This is a genomic window from Sphingobium sp. SCG-1, assembly GCF_002953135.1.
In the GTDB taxonomy this organism is placed as follows: Bacteria; Pseudomonadota; Alphaproteobacteria; order Sphingomonadales; family Sphingomonadaceae; genus Sphingobium.
This window is the reverse complement of the sequence record NZ_CP026372.1, coordinates 1,628,823-1,645,520: the sequence shown is the minus strand read 5'-3', so window position 1 is coordinate 1,645,520 and position 16,698 is coordinate 1,628,823. Positions and strand designations below refer to the sequence as shown.

The window sequence follows — 16,698 nt, the reverse complement described above, 5'->3', positions numbered from 1 at the left end:
ACTTACCTTCCGAACGTCGCGAGCATGAGATAGGCGAGCCGCGCCGTTGCGGGCTGCGGCTTGTTGGTGTCGACGGCGCTCACTTGCGAAGCGAGGCGCTCCGTTTCGATGCGCACATAGTCTGCGGGCTGCACGGCCTTTGAACCCTCGGGCAATGACCAGCCGGAAGGGATCGGCACGTTTGCATATTGGACGCTTGCCCCTTGGACGCTCTTGTCGAGCTTGGCGGCGAAGTTCGCGCGGATGTCGGCGAAGCTGCGCGCGTTACCTTGCCGGTCGAAGAAGATCGACCGATTGGCGCGTGCGGCCGACGGGAATAGGGAGGCCGCCGCCGCATTGGGCGTGCTGTCGTTCGCCGCCAGGAACTTGGCCGCGCCACCGACGCCCAGAAAGTGTGCCATGTAGAGGTCGGCGGGCTCGGCCTCGCGACCAAGGCGTTTCTCAAGATAAGTCTTGTTGTCGGAGGCATGCTCGGCCGCCATTACTGACGCCGTCTCGGGATGGTTGCGCAGATCCATGATCTGCTTGCGAAGGTCGGGATCGGACACATAATAGCGCCCGTTATTGCCCTTGCTGATAGCATCGGATGCCCAGTCGAGGCCATATTCCGCGCCGTGGTCGTTGACGACAGCGAGCCAGCTCTGGTCCACGAATTGATACAGCCCGGTGGCGGACGATGTGGATGCGCGTGCGGACGGATTGAGGCCGCTTTCGATCTTCGCCTGCCCCAGCAGATATTCGAAGTCGACGCCGGTCCGACGGCTCGCCATCGCGATTGCGTTGGTCACGCGTCCGCTGCGGCTGCTGCCGTTCGTCCCTGCAATGTTCATGTCGGCGAAGGCAGACACCCAATAACCCCCAATTGATATAGGGCTATTTAAGCAAAGATCGTGCCAGTTTTGGAATTAGGGGTTAACGCACGATTTTGCGCGGTAACGGAAGCCCTTTATCGGCGATATGTCATGGGGGCCTGCGCCACCCCATGTGCGGCCAGCATATCGATACGCTGGCGGGCATTGTCGTTCAACACATTGGTGCGGATGCGAGCCGCGTCGATCAGCGGCATAAGGCTGTTCAACCGATCGCGCACTGCCGGTTCGTCGCGCCACGCGCCTGCGGCGCGCACGGTGGCCGTCGCATCGCGCACGCGCGCCGTTGCGGCGTCAACCAGCATGATATCGTCTCCATCCAGTGCATTGCGCAAGTCGGAGAACGCGTCACGCAGTTCGTCTAGGGCGGTGAGCGGCATTATCGATCAGCCCTGTGGCAAGTCGAGGTCGAGCATCTTCTGCGCGATGACGTCGGCATCGACCGGGTAGTTGCCCGATGCGATCGCCGCCTTGATTGCGCCGATCTTGTCCAGATCGACGGGCGCGCCCTGCGCCGCCATGCGGGCCGCCGGGCTGGACGACATGCCGGCAGCCTGCGTGGCCACGCCCGCGACGCTGCCTACGCTCTTGCTCTTTGCGCCTTCACGCAGCTTCGAAGTTTCGATGGCGGCGGCAAGCCCCGGTCCAACGGAATTAATCATCGGTCACGTCCTTCTTGTCCGAACCTCGAAATGGCTCAAAAAAACTATACTCAACACCTATATACGGCACCGATCAGTTTTCCTTAAATCCAGGAATGCGCACCATGCCCATTTCCATGACCTGCGCCAATACGGGCGAGGCTTTCTTGTCCTCGCCGCGCACCCGGATCATCGATCCGATAGCGCCATCCTCGTCCGCCACCATCAGGCGTGAAACGCTGAACGCCGGACCACCCGCCACCAACTGCACCGGATCGCCCTTCTTCACGACCATCTCGCGCGAAGGCGCCGGGCGCATTGCGACGGCACGCTGCGCGGGCATCGTCACATTCGCCTGAAAACCTCCCGCCACCAGTGGCACGCGAATACGCCAGCCCAGGGCCTCGCACTTGACGATCGCGGCCCCGAAAACCGGGCCATCGACGCTCGCCGTGCGTGGGCACGCGGCCAGTTTCAATCGTCGATCGATCGGAGCGGCGGGACCGCCGGGCTCGCCCAAATTGGCACCCACGGTCATTGCCACCAGGCTATCGAGCCGGTCGAGATTCTCGAACTTCTGCTGTGCGGCTGCGGGGCTTGTCGCCGCCAGGGCCACAATCAAAATCGGAAAAGCGCGCAAGGTTTGTCTCCTGACATTCATTACGCGACTATAAGCAATTACTGTGCCACCTGTTGTTTCCGCCTATTTTGCTGGTCCCGGCGCGACGCGGATAACTTGTCCGCCAGTGCCTCCCAAGCGCTGGTCGAGACCCCGGATCACCAGGCGATTTTCCCTGATGCCCTCCGCCTTCAGCGCTCGCGCCACCGCGCCCAGCCGTGCCGCCGCCAAGTCCCAGCTGTCGAAGCGTTCGGTGCCCTTGTCCTGCCCCGCCGACGCCAGCTCGACCGACCCGCCGCGCGCGACTGCATGCGAAGCCGCGGCCCGTATTTTCGTCATCCCATTAGGTGTCAGGATAACCTCACCCGGCACGAAAAGCGCGTCCGCCCGCCACTCGTCCGCCCCGGCCAATGCGGACGATCCGAACTGCGCACGCACGCCGGATAGCACCTGCGCGCTGCGGCTCCCACTTGCGTGCAAAAGAACGAAAAAACCGAGCAGAAGCAGCGCCAGATCGGCAAAGCTTATCGCCCACCGCGCATTGCGCGCGCGCATCATGCGACTTCCCGAATGGCAGCCCGACGTACCGGCGCGTTTTCCCGGCGCGCTACGGCCAGCATCCGGTCGCACAGCGCCTTCTGCCAGGCCAGTTCCCGCGTTGAGAGATCGACAAGACGCCCCGCGATAGGCGCTGCAATCAGGTTTGCGATCACCACGCCGTACAGCGTCGTGAGCAGCGCCAGCGCCATCGACGGCCCGATCTTCGCCGGATCATCCATCGCACCGAACATGCCGATCAGGCCGATGATCGTCCCCGCCATGCCAATCGCAGGCGCGGCATCCGCCACCGAGTACCAGAACCCATGCACCGCGCGATGCCGCTCACCCCGATCCGCAAGCTGTTGTTCCGCCCAAAGCTCGAACTGGTCCATCCGCTCGCAATGCGATAGCTTCCGTACGGCTTCGCCCAGAAACGGATGAGAGGCGAGAACGCGGTCGGTGCACACGCGATCGGTGCAGGCGAGGCCGCGCAGCTGCGCCAGATGGTCGACCTGCATCATCGCGGCCCGTGCCGCATCCCTGTCGCGCTCCGGCTTGGACGAGAAAAGCGGCCCCAACGCGCGCATCCCCTGCCCGAACGCCATGGCCCCGTTCTGCAACAGCGCGAGCGCCAGCACGCCGGCTATCATCAGCGTGAGCGTCAACGGATCAAGGATATGCGCCAGAAAACTCATCGTTGCCGTCCCCCACATACAGCCGCGCGAGACGCGGGGCTGCACAGCGGCAAAAGCCTGCCGCCGACCGGCAAAAAATTGCCGCTCTTGCCGCCCTCCCCTGCAAAACCCGCAGAATTGCTGGACTTTGCATCAACAGACGGCACCGGCCAACAAATTGGCACGGCCTTTGCAGATATGGGACGGACAATCCGCCTTCATGGTCCACAGGAACAAGAACGGCAGGCTGAACATGAACTTTAACGGGGATGACGAGAAAAGATGAGCTTGGAAGACAGCCTGTTTGGAGTGCACGGAAAAGCGCTTGCGCTGCGCTCGCAGCGTCTGTCCCTGCTTGCCTCCAACATCGCCAACGCATCGACGCCTAATTACAAGGCGCGCGACATAGACTTCGAAGCGGCACTGAAGACCGCGACCGAATCCGGTGCCGACACCGCCAATGCCGCGCAAGGCGCTATGGGCTATCGCGTGCCCCTTCAGCCGAGCCTCGACGGGAACACTGTCGAACTTTCGACCGAGCAGACGCTCTTTGCGGAAAACGCCGTCAAGTATCGCACGACGCTCTCCTTCCTCGAAGGGCGCATCAACACCATCAACCGCGCCTTCAGGGGAGAATGACGATGGCGGGTGAACCCATGAACGTCTTCGACATTGCCGGGCGCGCCATGTCGGCCCAGCTTGTCCGTCTGAACGCGACCGCCTCCAATATGGCAAACGCGGGCAATGTGACAGGCAGCGAGAAGACCGCCTATCGCGCGATCCGTCCGGTGTTCCAGTCTGTGACGGAGAAGCCCGGCGTTTCGACGGTGAAGGTCGATGAGGTCGTCACCACCAACGCCAAGCCCGTGAAGCGCCACGACCCGAACCACCCGCTGGCCGACGCCAATGGGGACGTATTCGAAGCGGCCGTCGATAGCAGCGCCGAGTTGGTCGACATGCTCGAATCAGCGCGGATGTACCAAAACAACGTGCAGGTCTTGCAGACCGCCAAATCCCTGATGCTCGAAACCATAAGGATCGGCAAATGACGACAGTAACCGATAACGCCGGCATCACGCTCAAGCAGCCTGTGACACCCAAGGAAACCGGCAAGTCCGCTATGGGCCAAGCCGACTTCCTGCGCCTGCTGACCACTCAGATGCAAACCCAAGACCCGTTTGAGCCGATGGATAACAGCCAGATGGTCGCACAGATGGCGACGATCACCAATTCCAGCGGCATCGCGGAAATGAACGTGACGCTGGGCGACATCAAGAATCAGCTTGCCGGGACGCGCCTTGGCGACGCCGCAAGCTGGATCGGCCGCTCGATGCTCGTCAAGAGCAACATCGCGGCTCCGGATGCCGCAGGCCAATACGCCGGACAGGTCACGCTTCCGGCCGCGTCCGACGCGCTAAGTGTCGACTTGGTCGATGGCAGCGGAAAGGTCGTCAAGACGATCGACCTTGGCGCTCGCGATAAGGGCGACGTCTCCTTCTACTGGGATGGCAAGGACGCCGACGGCAACAACGTGGGCACGCAGGCGCTGCAAGTGAAGGTTCGCGGAGCGACCGCGCCAGTCGTCGCCACCTGGGCGAGCATCGCCGCCGTGCAATCGCCTGCCGACGGCACCGCATCCAAACTCATCACGCCGCTAGGCACCTACAACCCATCCGACGCCATCCGGCTTAGCTGATCATTTCCTCAAGGAGTACCGCACATGTCCTTCTACACCTCGCTCTCGGGCCTCAAAGCCGCCCAGTCCGACCTTTCGGCGATCTCGAATAACGTCGCCAACGTCAACACGGCCGCTTTCAAGAAGAGCAAGACCAGCTTCGGCGACATCTTCGCCTCCGCCCCGACGCAGAACACGCGTCAGGTTGCCGGCCAGGGTGTCCGCGTCATTGGCATTAATCAGCAGTTCGTGCAGGGTACTATCGAGACCACTGACAAGACGCTTGACCTCGCCGTCACCGGCGAAGGCTTCTTCACCGTCAAGACGCAGGGCACCGGCGGCACGACCTCCTACACGCGCAACGGCGCGTTCAGCATGGACAAGAGCCGCTTCGTCGTCGACACAACCGGCGCACGCCTTCAGGTCTTGCCTGTCGACGCCACGACCGGCGCGATCACTGGCACCACGCTCAGCGACCTGCAAATTCCTGCGAACAACGGCGCGACGCCTCCGGTGGAACTCGCCAGCATCTCCGTCTCCGACAAGGGCGTCGTTGCCGCCACCTACGCCGATGGCACCACCTCCGCGATCGGCTCTGTGGCCATGGCCAACTTCGCCAGCCAGGACGGCCTGCGTCAGAAAGGCGACGCGCATTGGGAAGCCTCGATCAACAGCGGCAACGCCATTTATGGCGGTGCGGGTCAGGGCATGTTCGGTTCGGTTCGCTCCGGCGCGCTGGAACGCTCCAACGTGGACATCACCGAGGAACTGGTCGGTTTGATCTCCGCCCAGCGCAATTTCCAGGCGAATGCGAAGGCCATCGAGACCAGCACCGCCATCACGCAGACGATCGTCAACCTGCGTACCTGATCTCACGCGTTAATTAAGGACCGATCATGGATCGCCTGGTTCACACTTCGCTTACGGCAATGCGCGGCGCTATGGCGCGGCAGACGGCCATCGCCAACAATCTGGCGAATGCCAACACTGTCGGCTTCCGGGCCGAGATTGCCAATGCGTCGACCCAATATATCGACGGCCAGACCTTCAAGACCCGCGCGCAGCAGGCCGAGCAGGTCGTCGCCGCCGATATGAACCAGGGGGCCGTGACCGAAACTGGCAACCCGCTGGACGTGGCCTTGAACGGCGACGCCCTGCTCGCGGTACAGGCATCGGACGGTAGCGAAGCCTACACCCGGCGCGGCGATTTGAAGCTGAACGACAGCGGCCTGCTGACCACTGGTAATGGCGATCCCGTGCTGGGCGAGGGCGGCCCGATCACGCTGCCTCCGGCCGAAAGCATTTCGATCGCGAAGGACGGCAGCATCTGGATCGTGCCGCAGGGCGGCGAAGCCAGCCAGCCGCAACGCGTCGATGCCCTGAAGCTCGCCTCCGCGCAGGGATCGAGCATCAAGAAGGGCCTCGACGGCCTGTTCCGCGAAGTGAATGGCGGCGGTGCGCTGCCGCAAGACCCGCTGGCGACCGTCACCTCCGGATCGGTCGAAGGTTCGAACGTCAATGCGACATCGGCGCTGGTGCAGATGATCGAAGCCAGCCGCGCCTGGGAAACCCAGATCAAGATGATCAACACGGCCAAGGATATCGACGACGGCGGCGCATCGCTGATGCGCCTCGACAGCTGATAGATCTTAGGAAGGACTGAACGATGAGCAACGCCGCCCTCCACGTCGCCCGCACCGGCCTCGACGCGCAGAACACCAAGATGCGCGTGATCGCGAATAACCTTGCGAACGTGAACACCACGGGTTTCAAGCGCGACCGCGCCGATTTCGAAACGCTGGCCTATCAGCAGATGATCGCCGCCGGTTCCGCTTCGGACAGCGAGAACAAATATGCCACCGGCCTGTCGCTCGGATCGGGCGTGGCGCTGACGGGTACGAGCAAGATCGACACGCAGGGTACGCTCAACACCACCGGCAACACGCTGGACATGGCGATTGAGGGTGCAGGCTATTTTCAACTACAGAAGCCCGATGGCACCATCGCCTACAGCCGTGCTGGCAACTTCAGCCTGACGGCGGAAGGCACTGTGGTCAGCGCGGAAGGACTTCCGCTAATCCCGCAGATCCAGGTTCCGCAAGGCGCGACGGCAGTTAGCATTGGTAATGACGGCACAGTGTCCGCGACGCTTCAGGGTGAAGCCGCCGCAACTGAGCTCGGGAGGATCGAGACGGCAAGCTTCGCCAATCCGGCGGGCCTGCAGTCGATCGGCGCCAACCTCCTCACCGAAACCGCCGCTTCGGGAACGCCGCAGGTCGGCGCGCCGGGTCTGGAAGGCCGAGGCTCGGTCCGGTCGGGTATGCTCGAAGGCTCCAACGTCAATGTGGTCGAGGAACTGGTCGACATGATCGAAACGCAGCGCGCCTATGAGGTCAATTCCAAGATGATAAAGGCGACTGATGAAATGCTGCAATATGTGAACCAGCAACTGTGAAGTTGATAGCGAACATGATGCATAAAACCGCTTTCATTGTTGTCCTGTCGGCCGCGCTGGTTGCGCAGCCAGCCTTGGCGAGAAAGAAGGAAAAGGTGGAGTACGCTCCCACTTTCTCCGAACCCTTGCCCGTGCCCGCTGCGCCCAATGGTTCGATCTTCCAGATCGCATCGGGCTATTCGCCGCTCACCAGCGGCGCGCGTGCGGCAATGGTGGGGGACATCATAACCATTGCACTAGTGGAACGAACCCAGGCAACGAAGAGCAACAGCGCCGACACCAGTCGCGATGGCTCGATCAGCCTGACGCCGCCAGCCACCGGTCCGCTGAACCTGTTCAAACCGACTGACATCGGGTCGGGCGGCAACAATGCGTTCAAAGGATCAGGCACGGCAGCGCAATCCAACGCCCTTTCGGGCGAACTGACCGTGACCATCGCCAAGGTCTACCCCAACGGCACGTTGCTGGTCCGTGGCGAAAAGGCCCTGACGCTCAATCGCGGCGATGAGTTCATGCAAATCTCCGGCCTCGTGCGGCAGGCTGACATCAGCTCCGACAATCGCGTCCTCTCAACGCGCGTAGCCGATGCCAAGATCATCTACACCGGCAAGGGTGAAATCGCCCGCGCCAGCGGCCAGGGTTGGCTCCAGCGCTTCTTCACGCGCATCAGCCCATTTTAAGCGGGATTTCACACGTTATGACCTGCCTCCGCACCCTCTCGATCTCGCTTCGATGCGTCAGCTTCACGCTCTGCTTTCTGGCGATCGTGGCGTTCCTGCCGCAGGCACATGCCGAGCGGATCAAGGATCTTGGCACGTTTCAGGGCGTCCGGCCTAACCAGTTGACTGGCTATGGCATCGTCGTGGGCCTTGCAGGCACAGGCGACGACAGCCTGAATTATTCGACCGAAGGCGTGAAGGGCATTGCCTCGCGCTTCGGCATCAACTTGCCGCAGGGTGTGAACCCCGCGCTCAAGAACGCGGCCGCGGTCCTCATCACGGCGGACCTCCCCGCCTTCGCCAAACCCGGGCAGCGCCTGGACGTCACCGTCTCCGCCATGGGCAAGGCAAAGTCGCTGCGTGGCGGCACCCTGATCCTCTCGCCCCTGCGCGGTGCCGATGGACAGATTTACGCGATGGCGCAGGGCAACCTGGCCGTCGGCGGCCTTGGCGTGTCCGGCGCGGATGGCAGCCAGGTTTCAGTGAACGTTCCCTCCGCCGGTCGCATTCCGGGCGGCGCGACGATCGAACAGGCCGTCGCGACCGGGTTCGACACTGCCCCTACCCTCACCTTCAACCTCGCCGAAGCCGATCTCACCACCGCCCTGCGCGTCGCCGATGGCGTCAACCGCGCATTCGGTGATCGCCGGGCACGCGCAATGGACGCGGTCTCAGTCGTTATCGACGCCAAGCCGGGTGCCGAAGAGCGCATCCTGATGATGGGCATGATCGAGAATATCGAAGTCAAACCCGCCGACGCCCCGGCCAAGGTCATCGTCAATGCCCGCACCGGCACCGTCGTCATCAACGGCGCGGTGCGCATCGCGCCAGCCGCTGTCGCACACGGCAAACTGACCGTTAGCGTCAAGGAAGCGCCAACCGTCGTTCAGCCCGCGCCCTTCTCTCAAGGGCAGACCGCGACGGAGCAATCCAGCTCCATCAGCATCGAGGAAGAGAAGCGCCCGGTAATAGATTTTAAAGGTGGCGCGTCTTTAGCCGATATAATCAAAGCCGTGAATGCGATCGGCGCCTCCCCGTCCGACCTTGTCGAGATATTGGAAGCGCTAAAGCAGGCCGGCGCCATGAAAGCGGAGCTGGTGGTCCTATGACGATGCAAATTGCCAACACGACTGCCACAGCCAAGGGTGCGGCGCAGCCGAACGCGCAGGCAAAAGCGGAACTTGAAAAGACCGCCAAGGCTTTCGAGGCTATTTTTCTGCGCCAGATGATTTCGACGATGCGCTCGTCCAGCCTCGGCGAAGGTCTGACGGACAACGGCGGTTCCGATCAGTTCCTTGAAATGTCCGATTCCAGAACTGCCGACAATATGGCGGAGACGGGCAAGTTCGGCATCGCGGATCTGTTGATGAAGCAACTGGGCGCGAAACTGAACATCGCACCCGCCGCGCAGACAACGCCTGGCGAGCCTGCGGCATGAGCGGCGATCTTTTCATCATCGGCGCTTCGGGCACGAAGGCGTATCGGGCGGCGCTCGGCGCAATTTCCGAGAACATCGCAAACGCCAATACCCAGAACTTCAATCGGCGGTCGGTGAGCACGCGCGAATCCCTCGCCTCCGCATCGACGATGCTGTTGTACGCGCCGCAGACGAGCTTCGGCGGCGTCGACATTGCGCGCGTCAATCGCGCAAATGATCCCTATCTCGACGCCACGGCGCGTCTCACCGGCACGGCGCTGGGCAGCACGACATCGCGCATGCGCTGGATGAGCGACATAGAGACGGCGCTGGACGACACGGACACCGGCGTGGGCCATTTGCTGTCCGATATGTTCAGCGGCGTCGAAAAACTTGCGGCCAATCCGGCCGATCCATCGCTGCGCACGACCCTCATCTACGGAATGCAGCGCGTCGTGGATGCCTTTCATCAAACGGCGGACGGCATCACCGATGCACAGGCGGGCATTGCCACCGACGCCAAGAATGACGTTCTGTCGGTCAACAATGCCGTCGCTGAACTGGCTCGCATCAACACCAACCTCCTGCGCGCGCAGGATGGTTCTGCCAACCAGGCGCAGTTGCTTGACAGCCGGGACGCCGCGCTGACCGAAATCACCAAACGGATGGACATGACGGTCGCGTTCGGCGCGGGCGGCACGGTGGAACTCAGCTATGGCGGCGCGACGGTCCTGTCCGGCGCCGTACCGACCGCTTTTTCCGTCAGTCAGAACGCGGACAAGACATTGGCGCTCAGTCTGGCGGGCACCGCAGTCACTGCGCCGGGCACCGGCTCGATCGGGGGCCTGTTTCAGAGCGCCACCGTCGCCAGGGATCGTTTGACGACGCTGAACAGCCTTGCGGGCCAGTTCGTGACCGACTTGAACGCATGGCATGCTCAAGGCAGGACTGACGCAGGCGTTGCAGGTGGGGCGCTCTTCTCCGGCACGGACGCCGCCAGCCTCGCTCTGGTCATCAGCGACGGCAAGGATCTGGCGGCCAAATCCTCGGATGGTCGCCTCAACGGCAATCTGCTCAACATATCGTCCGTGCGTGGCACCGGCAGTATCGAGCAGGGCTGGACCAGCATCATCGCCGCCCACGGCAACTTACTGAATGGCCTCACCGCCGAAAATACAGCGACGCAGAACCGCGACGATCAGGCCCGCGCCGCGCGCGAGAATGTCAGTGGCGTCGATCTCGATTCCGAGGCGGCGGACTTGCTCCGCGTGCAGCAGGCCTATTCGGGCTGCGCCAAGATCATTCAAGTCGCGCGGGAGACCGTCGACGCCATTCTCCAGATAATGTGACGAGGACGAACGCGCCATGGTAGCCATCACCGCCCAGACGCTGGCCGACGAAATCCGTCGGCAAAAGGCTCTGTCGCAGAGCATTGCCGCCGATCAGGCCGCAGTATCGAGCGGCAAGCGCATCACGAAGGCATCGCAAGATCCGCTGGCGTGGGTGCAGGTATCCGATCTCGCCCGACAGCAGTCGCAGCAGGCGGCGTGGACCAGCAATGTGAACTATGCACAGTCGCGCGATGCCAAGGCTTCGTCGAACCTCACCGAACTCAACAACGTATTCAAACGCGCGCAGGAACTTATGGTGAAGGCTACGACAGCCACCACCAGCGCGTCCGACCTTAACGCCATCGCGGCCGAGCTACGAAATATCAGGACGGTGGCGGCGGAACTGCTCTCGGAGAAAGATTTTCAGGGCACGCCTGTCTTTGACAATGGCGTGAGCACGGCGGTTCCGGTTTCGCGCGGGATCAACCTTCAGGTCGTGGGTACTCTTGCCCAAGTGTCCAGCGGCATCACGGTCGGGAACACGACCAAGTCTCTCGATGATATTCTTGGGGACGCACTTGCATCCGTGACGACGGGAACGGCGGCGGATCGTACGGCGGCGCTTAGCGGCGTGAATAATGGCCTCGACCACATCATCAATCAGCAGGCCGAACAAGGCATTCGTGGCGATCGGCTTGAAACGGCGAAGGACCGGCTGATCGATGTCGACCTGACGCTGATCGATCGCCGGTCGGCTCTTGAGGATACCGATGTCGCCTCGACTCTCGCCAGCGTCCAGTCGAAGCTCACGACTCTGGAGGCCGCCCAGGCAGTATTTGCCAAGATCAATCAACAGACTCTGTTCGATCTCATCCGATAAGGCAGCGACTTTCCCAAAAAACGCACCGGGGCAGCGATTTATCTGAACTAATCACAACATCCTAAACTCCCCGGTAACCAAATCACCCGTACAAGGAACCGGTATCGCAACGGGCAACCGCTGCATCAGAGTTTCACGCGGGGAACAGCATGTTCGCAGTCATTGGCATCGTCGTCCTAATCCTGATGGTATTCGGCGGTTTCGCGTTTACCGGCGGCGACCTCGGGCCTGTCCTTCACGCCCTTCCCCACGAAATGCTCATCATCGGCGGCGCTGCGGTGGGTTCGCTCATCATCGGCAACAGCGGCGCTGACCTGAAGGCTTTGGGCGGCGGCTTCGGCAAGGTCTTCAAGGGCGCAACTTACAAGAAGCAGGATTTCCTCGACTGCATCTTCCTCGTCAGCAAGCTGATGAAGATGCTGCGCGTCGAAGGCCCGGTGGCGCTCGAACCGCATATCGAAGACCCCGCATCGTCGGCAGTGTTCAGCGAATATCCCAAGCTCCTTAAAGACAAGACGCTCGTCCATCTCATCAGCGATACCTTGCGCCTGGTAGTGGTGTCCTCCGGCACGCTCGATCCGCACGCGGTCGAAGAGGTGATGGATAACACGCTGAAAACGCACCACCACGAAGCCATAAAACCGGCGGAGAACCTTCAGGGTCTGGCCGACGCGCTGCCTGCGCTCGGCATCGTCGCGGCCGTTCTAGGCGTGGTGAAGACGATGGGTTCCATCGACAAGCCACCGGAGATTCTCGGCGCAATGATCGGCTCGGCGCTGGTCGGCACCTTCCTTGGTATTTTGCTGGCTTATGGTCTGGTCGGCCCGTTCGCGACGCGCTGCAAATCGGTGATCGAATCGGATGGCGCGATCTATCATGTCGTGAAGCAGATCATCATCGCCTCGCTCCACGGCCACCCCCAGCCGCTGGTGATCGAAGCCGCGCGGTCCAGCCTTACCCATGCCAATCAGCCTGCCTTCGCCGAAGTGTTCGACGGCATGCGGGGCAAATAAGCCATGGCGGCGGACAAGAAGCGCGGCGGCAACGAGCCTGAACCGCGGCCCATCATCGTCAAGAAGATCATCGTCGAAGGACATGGCGGGCATCATGGCGGCGCCTGGAAAGTGGCCTATGCCGATTTCGTGACCGCGATGATGGCGTTCTTCCTGCTGATGTGGCTGCTCGGCGCGACCACCGAGAAGCAGCGCAAGGCGCTCGCCGACTATTTTACGCCAACGATGGTCGTCCTGAAATCGGGGAGCGCAGGCGCGACCGGCTTGCTTGGCGGCGATAGCATCACGGGCAAGGAAAATTACCCGACGACCGGCGGCCAGGGCAACATGGCCATCACGATCCCGCGCGATGCTTCAGGCACGAAGGACGAGGGCGGCCGGATGAAGAAGGCTGCGGATCGCCAGAAGTTCGAGAAGATCAAGCAGCAAATCGAGCAACGCATCGCCGCCAATAAGGCGATGATGAAGTTGAAGAAGAATATCCGTTTCACCGAAACCCGCGAAGGGCTGCGCATCGACCTGATCGATGAAGCCGATTTCGCGATGTTCACGATGGCAACGGATCGGCTGCTACCGCAGGCACGCGCGCTCATCAGCGAAGTGGCCAAAGTTCTGAAGGATATGCCGAACGACATCATCGTGCGCGGTCATACCGACGGCCTGCCCTATGCGGCAGGGCGGACGATGAACAACTGGCTGCTGTCATCGGCGCGGGCGGAAGCCACACGGAAGACGCTGGCAGAGACCGGCATCCCCAATACGCGCTTTGCCAAGATCGAAGGCGTGGCGGATCGCGACCCCTATATGGCGGGCAACATCTACGATCCGCGCAATCGCCGTATGTCAATCGTGCTGGCATGGTCGAAGGAAGGTGGCGCACCGCGCGGCGACGACGACGCCGAACAGGATGCCGACATACGCGCCGCGATCAAGGAACGCGACGATCCGATCCGCAAGTCGAAGGCGGAAGCGAAGGCGCTCGACATGGGCGGCACCGGGCTTCCGGCAGGGGCGGTATTGTTCAATGCCGATGCCAAGTCAGAAGCCAAGAAGCCGGGCAAGCATTAGAGATTAGTGCACGGGGAGGATGAGGCTCGCTTCCAGGCCGCCTTCCGGTCGATTGACGAGGCGGAGCGATCCGCCATGTTCCGCGACGATTGCCCGAACGAGCGCCAGTCCCAGCCCGGCACCGCCGGTCTCCCGATTCCTTGAGCCTTCCAAGCGTGTGAAAGGTTCCATCATCTCGTCCATCCGGTCTTCAGCAATTCCGGGGCCTTCGTCGCTGACGCTGATGCGAATCACCGCCTCTTCGCCAACGACAGACACGCGCGCCCGATCGCCATAAACGACGGCGTTCTCGATCAGATTGCGAAGCGCTCGGCGGATCAGTTGCGGCCGCACGGGCGCAACTGCACGATCGCTGTCCGCCATTTCGACAAGCGATCCAAGCTCAATGAAGTCCTCCACCACGGCATCAGCAAGCGCGGACAAATCGACCTTGACCGAGGGCTCCATGCTCCGTCCTGCCCGTGCCAGCGACAATATGTCGTCGAGCATTCGACTCATCTCTTCGATAGTATCCGACATACGGGCGCGTTCCGCTTCGTCTTCCACGGACTCCGTGCGCACGCGAAGAGACGCGAGCGGGGTACGCAAGTCATGGCCGATTGCGCCGAGCATCCGATCCTTCTCATCGAGCATACTCAACAACCGCGCGCGCATGGCGTTGAAGGCCATCGTCATGTCGCGCACGTCGCCCGGACCACGCTCCTGCACGGGATCGGCCGCGCCGGTCGTGGCGAACTGCCGCGCCGCCTCTGTCAGTTCTTTTAGTGGGCGCGCGAGCCTGCGCCCCACCCACAGAAGCGGGAGGAGCACGATGACGTAGAGGATCAAGGTTTGCCCGACGAGCCAGCCATTAAGGCGCAGCAAGCCCTTGCCCATGCGGCTTTGCGCCGTTACCCATAATCCGGGCCGATATTCTATCGTAAGCGTCAACCGGTGCACCTTACGCGCCCCGAGGGGGTCAAACCGGTCCCGCACTTTTGATCGGCGGCTAAAGCGAGGTTCGTCTACATCCTCGAAAGCCATGATGTTGATCGGCCTTATCCCTACATCCTGGAGCATATCGAGCGCGCGTTTCTCCGCGTCGGCGCGGCGAACGCCCCCCAGGAAGGGCCGGGAGTTGGAAAACCCCACACGATTGGGGGCGCCTCTCGGGCGATCGCTTTCACTTCGATCAAGCCCATCGACGATCCGCGCGACGGCTGGCGCGGTTGCGGTCGTGAGCAGCATCCGGTTGCGCTCCCGTAACAGGAGGGTGAAGTTGATGGCTTGCGCCACAAACAAGGCCAGCGCCACGATCAGGATGATCTGCCCGACGAGGCTCTTGGGCAGCAGGCGCTGCCAAATCCCTGTCATAGCTTGCGCACTTCCGCAGCCAGCGTATAGCCCCCGCCCCACACGGTCTTGATGAGAGTGGGATTCTTCGGATCTTCCTCAATCTTCTTTCGCAGCCGACTAATTTGATTATCGATTGCGCGGTCGAAGGCGTTGGCTTCGCGGCCTTGGGTGATATCGAGCAACTGGTCGCGGCTGAGAACATGATTGGGGCGAGTCACAAACGCGATCATCAGATTATATTCGGCGGTGGAGAGCGGCAGAGACACGCCTTCGCTGTCGACCAGCGTGCGCTCCTGCGATTTCAGCACCCAACCCGCAAAGGCATAGCTCGCGCCATCCGCGCCCGCGACGCGTTGACCGCCAGTCGCCACGCGTCGAAAGATGACTTTGATACGCGCCACCAATTCACGTGGCGAAAATGGTTTCAGGACGTAATCGTCCGCGCCCATTTCAAGGCCGACGATGCGGTCCGTTTCTTCCGACTTTGCAGTCAGCAGAATGACAGGCGTATCGCTGGTCTCACGAATGTGACGACATAGGCTCAGGCCGTCCTCGCCGGGCATCATGATGTCGAGGATGATGAGATCGATGGCATTTGCTGTCAGCCGCAGCCGCGCCTCGGCAGCGCTTTCGACCGCCGTCACGCGAAAGCCATTACGCTGAAGATATTGCGCCAGCGGCTCACGAATGGAGCGCTCGTCGTCAACGAGAAGGAGATGCGGCCGGTCTGTCATGGTCCTGTCTTGTCATGGCGTCTTGTTAGGGAGCAAGGATAAAGCGGCAGGGAAAGCCGGGCGGTGGTCTCCCGTCCGGCTTTCCTTATTAACTGCTCAGTTTTGCGGCGGCGTCATGCCTCGGCCCATGTGGCGGCCCGGGCGTGCCGCCTTCATCTCATCAGCAGTGACAGCGCCGTCCTTGTTGGCGTCGGCACGATCGAACATGGCGAGCGGACGGGCAAGGAATTCTGCCTTCGTGATGGTGCCATCCTTGTCGCCATCTACGCCGCGCATCCCGCCGCCCATCTTGCCGCCATGATGGCGCATTCGACCCATGTGTCCGCCGCCAGACCCGCCCTTCTCGGCGCGCCATTCGGCGACTTTTTGCTGACGAGCATCGCGCTGGGCCTGGAATTCAGCCTTGCTCACTTGGCCGTTGCCGTCGGCGTCGAGTTTGGCAAAACGTTCGTCAAAGCGCTTCTGACGCATCGCGTCGCGTTCTTCCTTGGTGATTTTGCTATCACCATTAGCGTCCAGTTTCGCAAACATCTGTTCAGCAGCGGCCGTGACTTCGGCCTTGGTCAGCTTTCCATCCTTGTTCGCGTCGGCCTGCATTGGGCCGTGCATGAATGGCGCACGAGATGGCGCATCTGTCTGCGCAAACGCAACGCCGCCTGCAATAAGCATCGTGCCAAGTGTAGTGGAAATCAGAAAGGTCTTCATCGGTTGGTCCTTCGTAGTCAGTT

General features: G+C 61.8%; 23 protein-coding genes. 14 read left to right on the top strand and 9 right to left on the bottom strand.

Annotation, left to right across the window (positions count from 1 at the left end):
• Positions 1-2: 2 nt before the first annotated feature.
• The 6 genes from C1T17_RS07425 to C1T17_RS07400 all read right to left on the bottom strand — a co-directional run bounded on the left by C1T17_RS07425 (position 3) and on the right by C1T17_RS07400 (position 3,364).
• Positions 3-848: a flagellar biosynthesis protein FlgJ gene (locus C1T17_RS07425; RefSeq protein WP_104952898.1), complete on the bottom strand. Its 846-nt coding sequence runs from the start codon at positions 846-848 to the stop codon at positions 3-5.
• Between the two features lie 98 nt (positions 849-946).
• Complete coding sequence (locus tag C1T17_RS07420; RefSeq protein ID WP_104952897.1) at positions 947-1,249, bottom strand: hypothetical protein; 303 nt, start codon at positions 1,247-1,249, stop codon at positions 947-949.
• A gap of 6 nt (positions 1,250-1,255) precedes the next feature.
• Positions 1,256-1,531, bottom strand: coding sequence for a flagellar biosynthesis anti-sigma factor FlgM (flgM, locus tag C1T17_RS07415; protein WP_104952896.1), 276 nt, complete (start codon positions 1,529-1,531; stop codon positions 1,256-1,258).
• 73 nt (positions 1,532-1,604) lie between these two features.
• Positions 1,605-2,150, bottom strand: coding sequence for a flagella basal body P-ring formation protein FlgA (locus C1T17_RS07410; RefSeq protein WP_223262850.1), 546 nt, complete (start codon positions 2,148-2,150; stop codon positions 1,605-1,607).
• A gap of 63 nt (positions 2,151-2,213) precedes the next feature.
• Positions 2,214-2,687 (bottom strand): flagellar motor protein MotB, encoded by a 474-nt coding sequence (locus C1T17_RS07405; protein WP_104952894.1) that lies wholly within the window; start codon positions 2,685-2,687, stop codon positions 2,214-2,216.
• Entirely contained in the window at positions 2,684-3,364 is a 681-nt protein-coding gene (locus tag C1T17_RS07400; RefSeq protein ID WP_104952893.1) for a MotA/TolQ/ExbB proton channel family protein, read from the bottom strand. Before C1T17_RS07400 ends, C1T17_RS07405 begins: the two co-directional genes overlap by 4 nt.
• Here C1T17_RS07400 and C1T17_RS20975 point away from each other — a divergent pair.
• The 14 genes from C1T17_RS20975 (at position 3,347) to C1T17_RS07335 (ending at position 13,901) form a co-directional block, all read left to right on the top strand.
• Positions 3,347-3,607, top strand: coding sequence for a hypothetical protein (locus C1T17_RS20975; RefSeq protein WP_145958967.1), 261 nt, complete (start codon positions 3,347-3,349; stop codon positions 3,605-3,607). The two genes, C1T17_RS07400 and C1T17_RS20975, sit on opposite strands and share 18 nt — an antisense overlap.
• An 18-nt stretch (positions 3,608-3,625) precedes the next feature.
• Complete coding sequence (gene flgB / locus C1T17_RS07395; RefSeq protein ID WP_104952892.1) at positions 3,626-3,982, top strand: flagellar basal body rod protein FlgB; 357 nt, start codon at positions 3,626-3,628, stop codon at positions 3,980-3,982.
• Complete coding sequence (gene flgC / locus C1T17_RS07390; RefSeq protein WP_411269221.1) at positions 3,979-4,392, top strand: flagellar basal body rod protein FlgC; 414 nt, start codon at positions 3,979-3,981, stop codon at positions 4,390-4,392. Before flgB ends, flgC begins: the two co-directional genes overlap by 4 nt.
• Positions 4,389-5,039: a flagellar hook assembly protein FlgD gene (locus C1T17_RS07385; RefSeq protein WP_104952890.1), complete on the top strand. Its 651-nt coding sequence runs from the start codon at positions 4,389-4,391 to the stop codon at positions 5,037-5,039. Before flgC ends, C1T17_RS07385 begins: the two co-directional genes overlap by 4 nt.
• A 24-nt stretch (positions 5,040-5,063) precedes the next feature.
• Positions 5,064-5,888, top strand: coding sequence for a flagellar hook-basal body complex protein (locus C1T17_RS07380; RefSeq protein ID WP_104952889.1), 825 nt, complete (start codon positions 5,064-5,066; stop codon positions 5,886-5,888).
• Positions 5,889-5,914: 26 nt separating this feature from the next.
• Positions 5,915-6,661, top strand: coding sequence for a flagellar basal body rod protein FlgF (locus tag C1T17_RS07375; protein ID WP_104952888.1), 747 nt, complete (start codon positions 5,915-5,917; stop codon positions 6,659-6,661).
• A gap of 23 nt (positions 6,662-6,684) precedes the next feature.
• A complete protein-coding gene (gene flgG, locus C1T17_RS07370) occupies positions 6,685-7,473 on the top strand; it encodes a flagellar basal-body rod protein FlgG (RefSeq protein WP_104952887.1) in 789 nt (262 codons plus the stop codon).
• 17 nt (positions 7,474-7,490) lie between these two features.
• Positions 7,491-8,153, top strand: a complete 663-nt coding sequence (locus C1T17_RS07365; protein WP_104955069.1) for a flagellar basal body L-ring protein FlgH — start codon at positions 7,491-7,493, stop codon at positions 8,151-8,153.
• Positions 8,154-8,170: 17 nt separating this feature from the next.
• Positions 8,171-9,301 (top strand): flagellar basal body P-ring protein FlgI, encoded by a 1,131-nt coding sequence (locus C1T17_RS07360; protein WP_104952886.1) that lies wholly within the window; start codon positions 8,171-8,173, stop codon positions 9,299-9,301.
• Entirely contained in the window at positions 9,298-9,630 is a 333-nt protein-coding gene (locus tag C1T17_RS07355) for a rod-binding protein (protein ID WP_411269220.1), read from the top strand. The genes C1T17_RS07360 and C1T17_RS07355 overlap by 4 nt, the downstream gene beginning before the upstream one ends.
• Positions 9,627-10,958, top strand: a complete 1,332-nt coding sequence (gene flgK, locus C1T17_RS07350; RefSeq protein WP_104952885.1) for a flagellar hook-associated protein FlgK — start codon at positions 9,627-9,629, stop codon at positions 10,956-10,958. Before C1T17_RS07355 ends, flgK begins: the two co-directional genes overlap by 4 nt.
• A 16-nt stretch (positions 10,959-10,974) precedes the next feature.
• Positions 10,975-11,820, top strand: a complete 846-nt coding sequence (locus C1T17_RS07345) for a flagellin (RefSeq protein ID WP_104952884.1) — start codon at positions 10,975-10,977, stop codon at positions 11,818-11,820.
• Positions 11,821-11,969: 149 nt separating this feature from the next.
• Entirely contained in the window at positions 11,970-12,833 is an 864-nt protein-coding gene (gene motA / locus C1T17_RS07340) for a flagellar motor stator protein MotA (RefSeq protein ID WP_104952883.1), read from the top strand.
• A gap of 3 nt (positions 12,834-12,836) precedes the next feature.
• Entirely contained in the window at positions 12,837-13,901 is a 1,065-nt protein-coding gene (locus tag C1T17_RS07335) for a flagellar motor protein MotB (protein WP_104952882.1), read from the top strand.
• A 3-nt stretch (positions 13,902-13,904) separates the two neighbouring features.
• Here C1T17_RS07335 and C1T17_RS07330 read toward each other — a convergent pair whose 3' ends face one another.
• The 3 genes from C1T17_RS07330 to C1T17_RS07320 form a co-directional block, all read right to left on the bottom strand.
• Positions 13,905-15,254 carry an ATP-binding protein gene (locus C1T17_RS07330; protein ID WP_104952881.1) on the bottom strand — a complete coding sequence of 450 codons (1,350 nt, stop codon included), beginning with the start codon at positions 15,252-15,254 and terminating at the stop codon, positions 13,905-13,907.
• Positions 15,251-15,970: a response regulator gene (locus C1T17_RS07325; RefSeq protein WP_104952880.1), complete on the bottom strand. Its 720-nt coding sequence runs from the start codon at positions 15,968-15,970 to the stop codon at positions 15,251-15,253. The genes C1T17_RS07330 and C1T17_RS07325 overlap by 4 nt, the downstream gene beginning before the upstream one ends.
• A 96-nt stretch (positions 15,971-16,066) precedes the next feature.
• Complete coding sequence (locus tag C1T17_RS07320; protein ID WP_104952879.1) at positions 16,067-16,675, bottom strand: EF-hand domain-containing protein; 609 nt, start codon at positions 16,673-16,675, stop codon at positions 16,067-16,069.
• Between the last annotated feature and the right edge of the window lie 23 nt (positions 16,676-16,698).

Bases quoted from the DNA above. Each gene is read 5' to 3' on its own strand.
- C1T17_RS07345 (WP_104952884.1), top strand. From the start codon at position 10,975: ATGGTAGCCATCACCGCCCAGACGCTGGCCGACGAAATCCGTCGGCAA.
- C1T17_RS07405 (WP_104952894.1), bottom strand. From the start codon at position 2,687: ATGATGCGCGCGCGCAATGCGCGGTGGGCGATAAGCTTTGCCGATCTG.
- flgK (WP_104952885.1), top strand. From the start codon at position 9,627: ATGAGCGGCGATCTTTTCATCATCGGCGCTTCGGGCACGAAGGCGTAT.
- C1T17_RS07420 (WP_104952897.1), bottom strand. From the start codon at position 1,249: ATGCCGCTCACCGCCCTAGACGAACTGCGTGACGCGTTCTCCGACTTG.
- flgC (WP_411269221.1), top strand. From the start codon at position 3,979: ATGACGATGGCGGGTGAACCCATGAACGTCTTCGACATTGCCGGGCGC.
- C1T17_RS07330 (WP_104952881.1), bottom strand. From the start codon at position 15,254: ATGACAGGGATTTGGCAGCGCCTGCTGCCCAAGAGCCTCGTCGGGCAG.
- C1T17_RS07360 (WP_104952886.1), top strand. From the start codon at position 8,171: ATGACCTGCCTCCGCACCCTCTCGATCTCGCTTCGATGCGTCAGCTTC.
- C1T17_RS07355 (WP_411269220.1), top strand. From the start codon at position 9,298: ATGACGATGCAAATTGCCAACACGACTGCCACAGCCAAGGGTGCGGCG.
- C1T17_RS07375 (WP_104952888.1), top strand. From the start codon at position 5,915: ATGGATCGCCTGGTTCACACTTCGCTTACGGCAATGCGCGGCGCTATG.
- C1T17_RS20975 (WP_145958967.1), top strand. From the start codon at position 3,347: ATGCGCCAGAAAACTCATCGTTGCCGTCCCCCACATACAGCCGCGCGA.
- C1T17_RS07320 (WP_104952879.1), bottom strand. From the start codon at position 16,675: ATGAAGACCTTTCTGATTTCCACTACACTTGGCACGATGCTTATTGCA.
- C1T17_RS07380 (WP_104952889.1), top strand. From the start codon at position 5,064: ATGTCCTTCTACACCTCGCTCTCGGGCCTCAAAGCCGCCCAGTCCGAC.
- flgB (WP_104952892.1), top strand. From the start codon at position 3,626: ATGAGCTTGGAAGACAGCCTGTTTGGAGTGCACGGAAAAGCGCTTGCG.
- flgG (WP_104952887.1), top strand. From the start codon at position 6,685: ATGAGCAACGCCGCCCTCCACGTCGCCCGCACCGGCCTCGACGCGCAG.
- C1T17_RS07335 (WP_104952882.1), top strand. From the start codon at position 12,837: ATGGCGGCGGACAAGAAGCGCGGCGGCAACGAGCCTGAACCGCGGCCC.
- motA (WP_104952883.1), top strand. From the start codon at position 11,970: ATGTTCGCAGTCATTGGCATCGTCGTCCTAATCCTGATGGTATTCGGC.
- flgM (WP_104952896.1), bottom strand. From the start codon at position 1,531: ATGATTAATTCCGTTGGACCGGGGCTTGCCGCCGCCATCGAAACTTCG.
- C1T17_RS07385 (WP_104952890.1), top strand. From the start codon at position 4,389: ATGACGACAGTAACCGATAACGCCGGCATCACGCTCAAGCAGCCTGTG.
- C1T17_RS07365 (WP_104955069.1), top strand. From the start codon at position 7,491: ATGCATAAAACCGCTTTCATTGTTGTCCTGTCGGCCGCGCTGGTTGCG.
- C1T17_RS07325 (WP_104952880.1), bottom strand. From the start codon at position 15,970: ATGACAGACCGGCCGCATCTCCTTCTCGTTGACGACGAGCGCTCCATT.
- C1T17_RS07400 (WP_104952893.1), bottom strand. From the start codon at position 3,364: ATGAGTTTTCTGGCGCATATCCTTGATCCGTTGACGCTCACGCTGATG.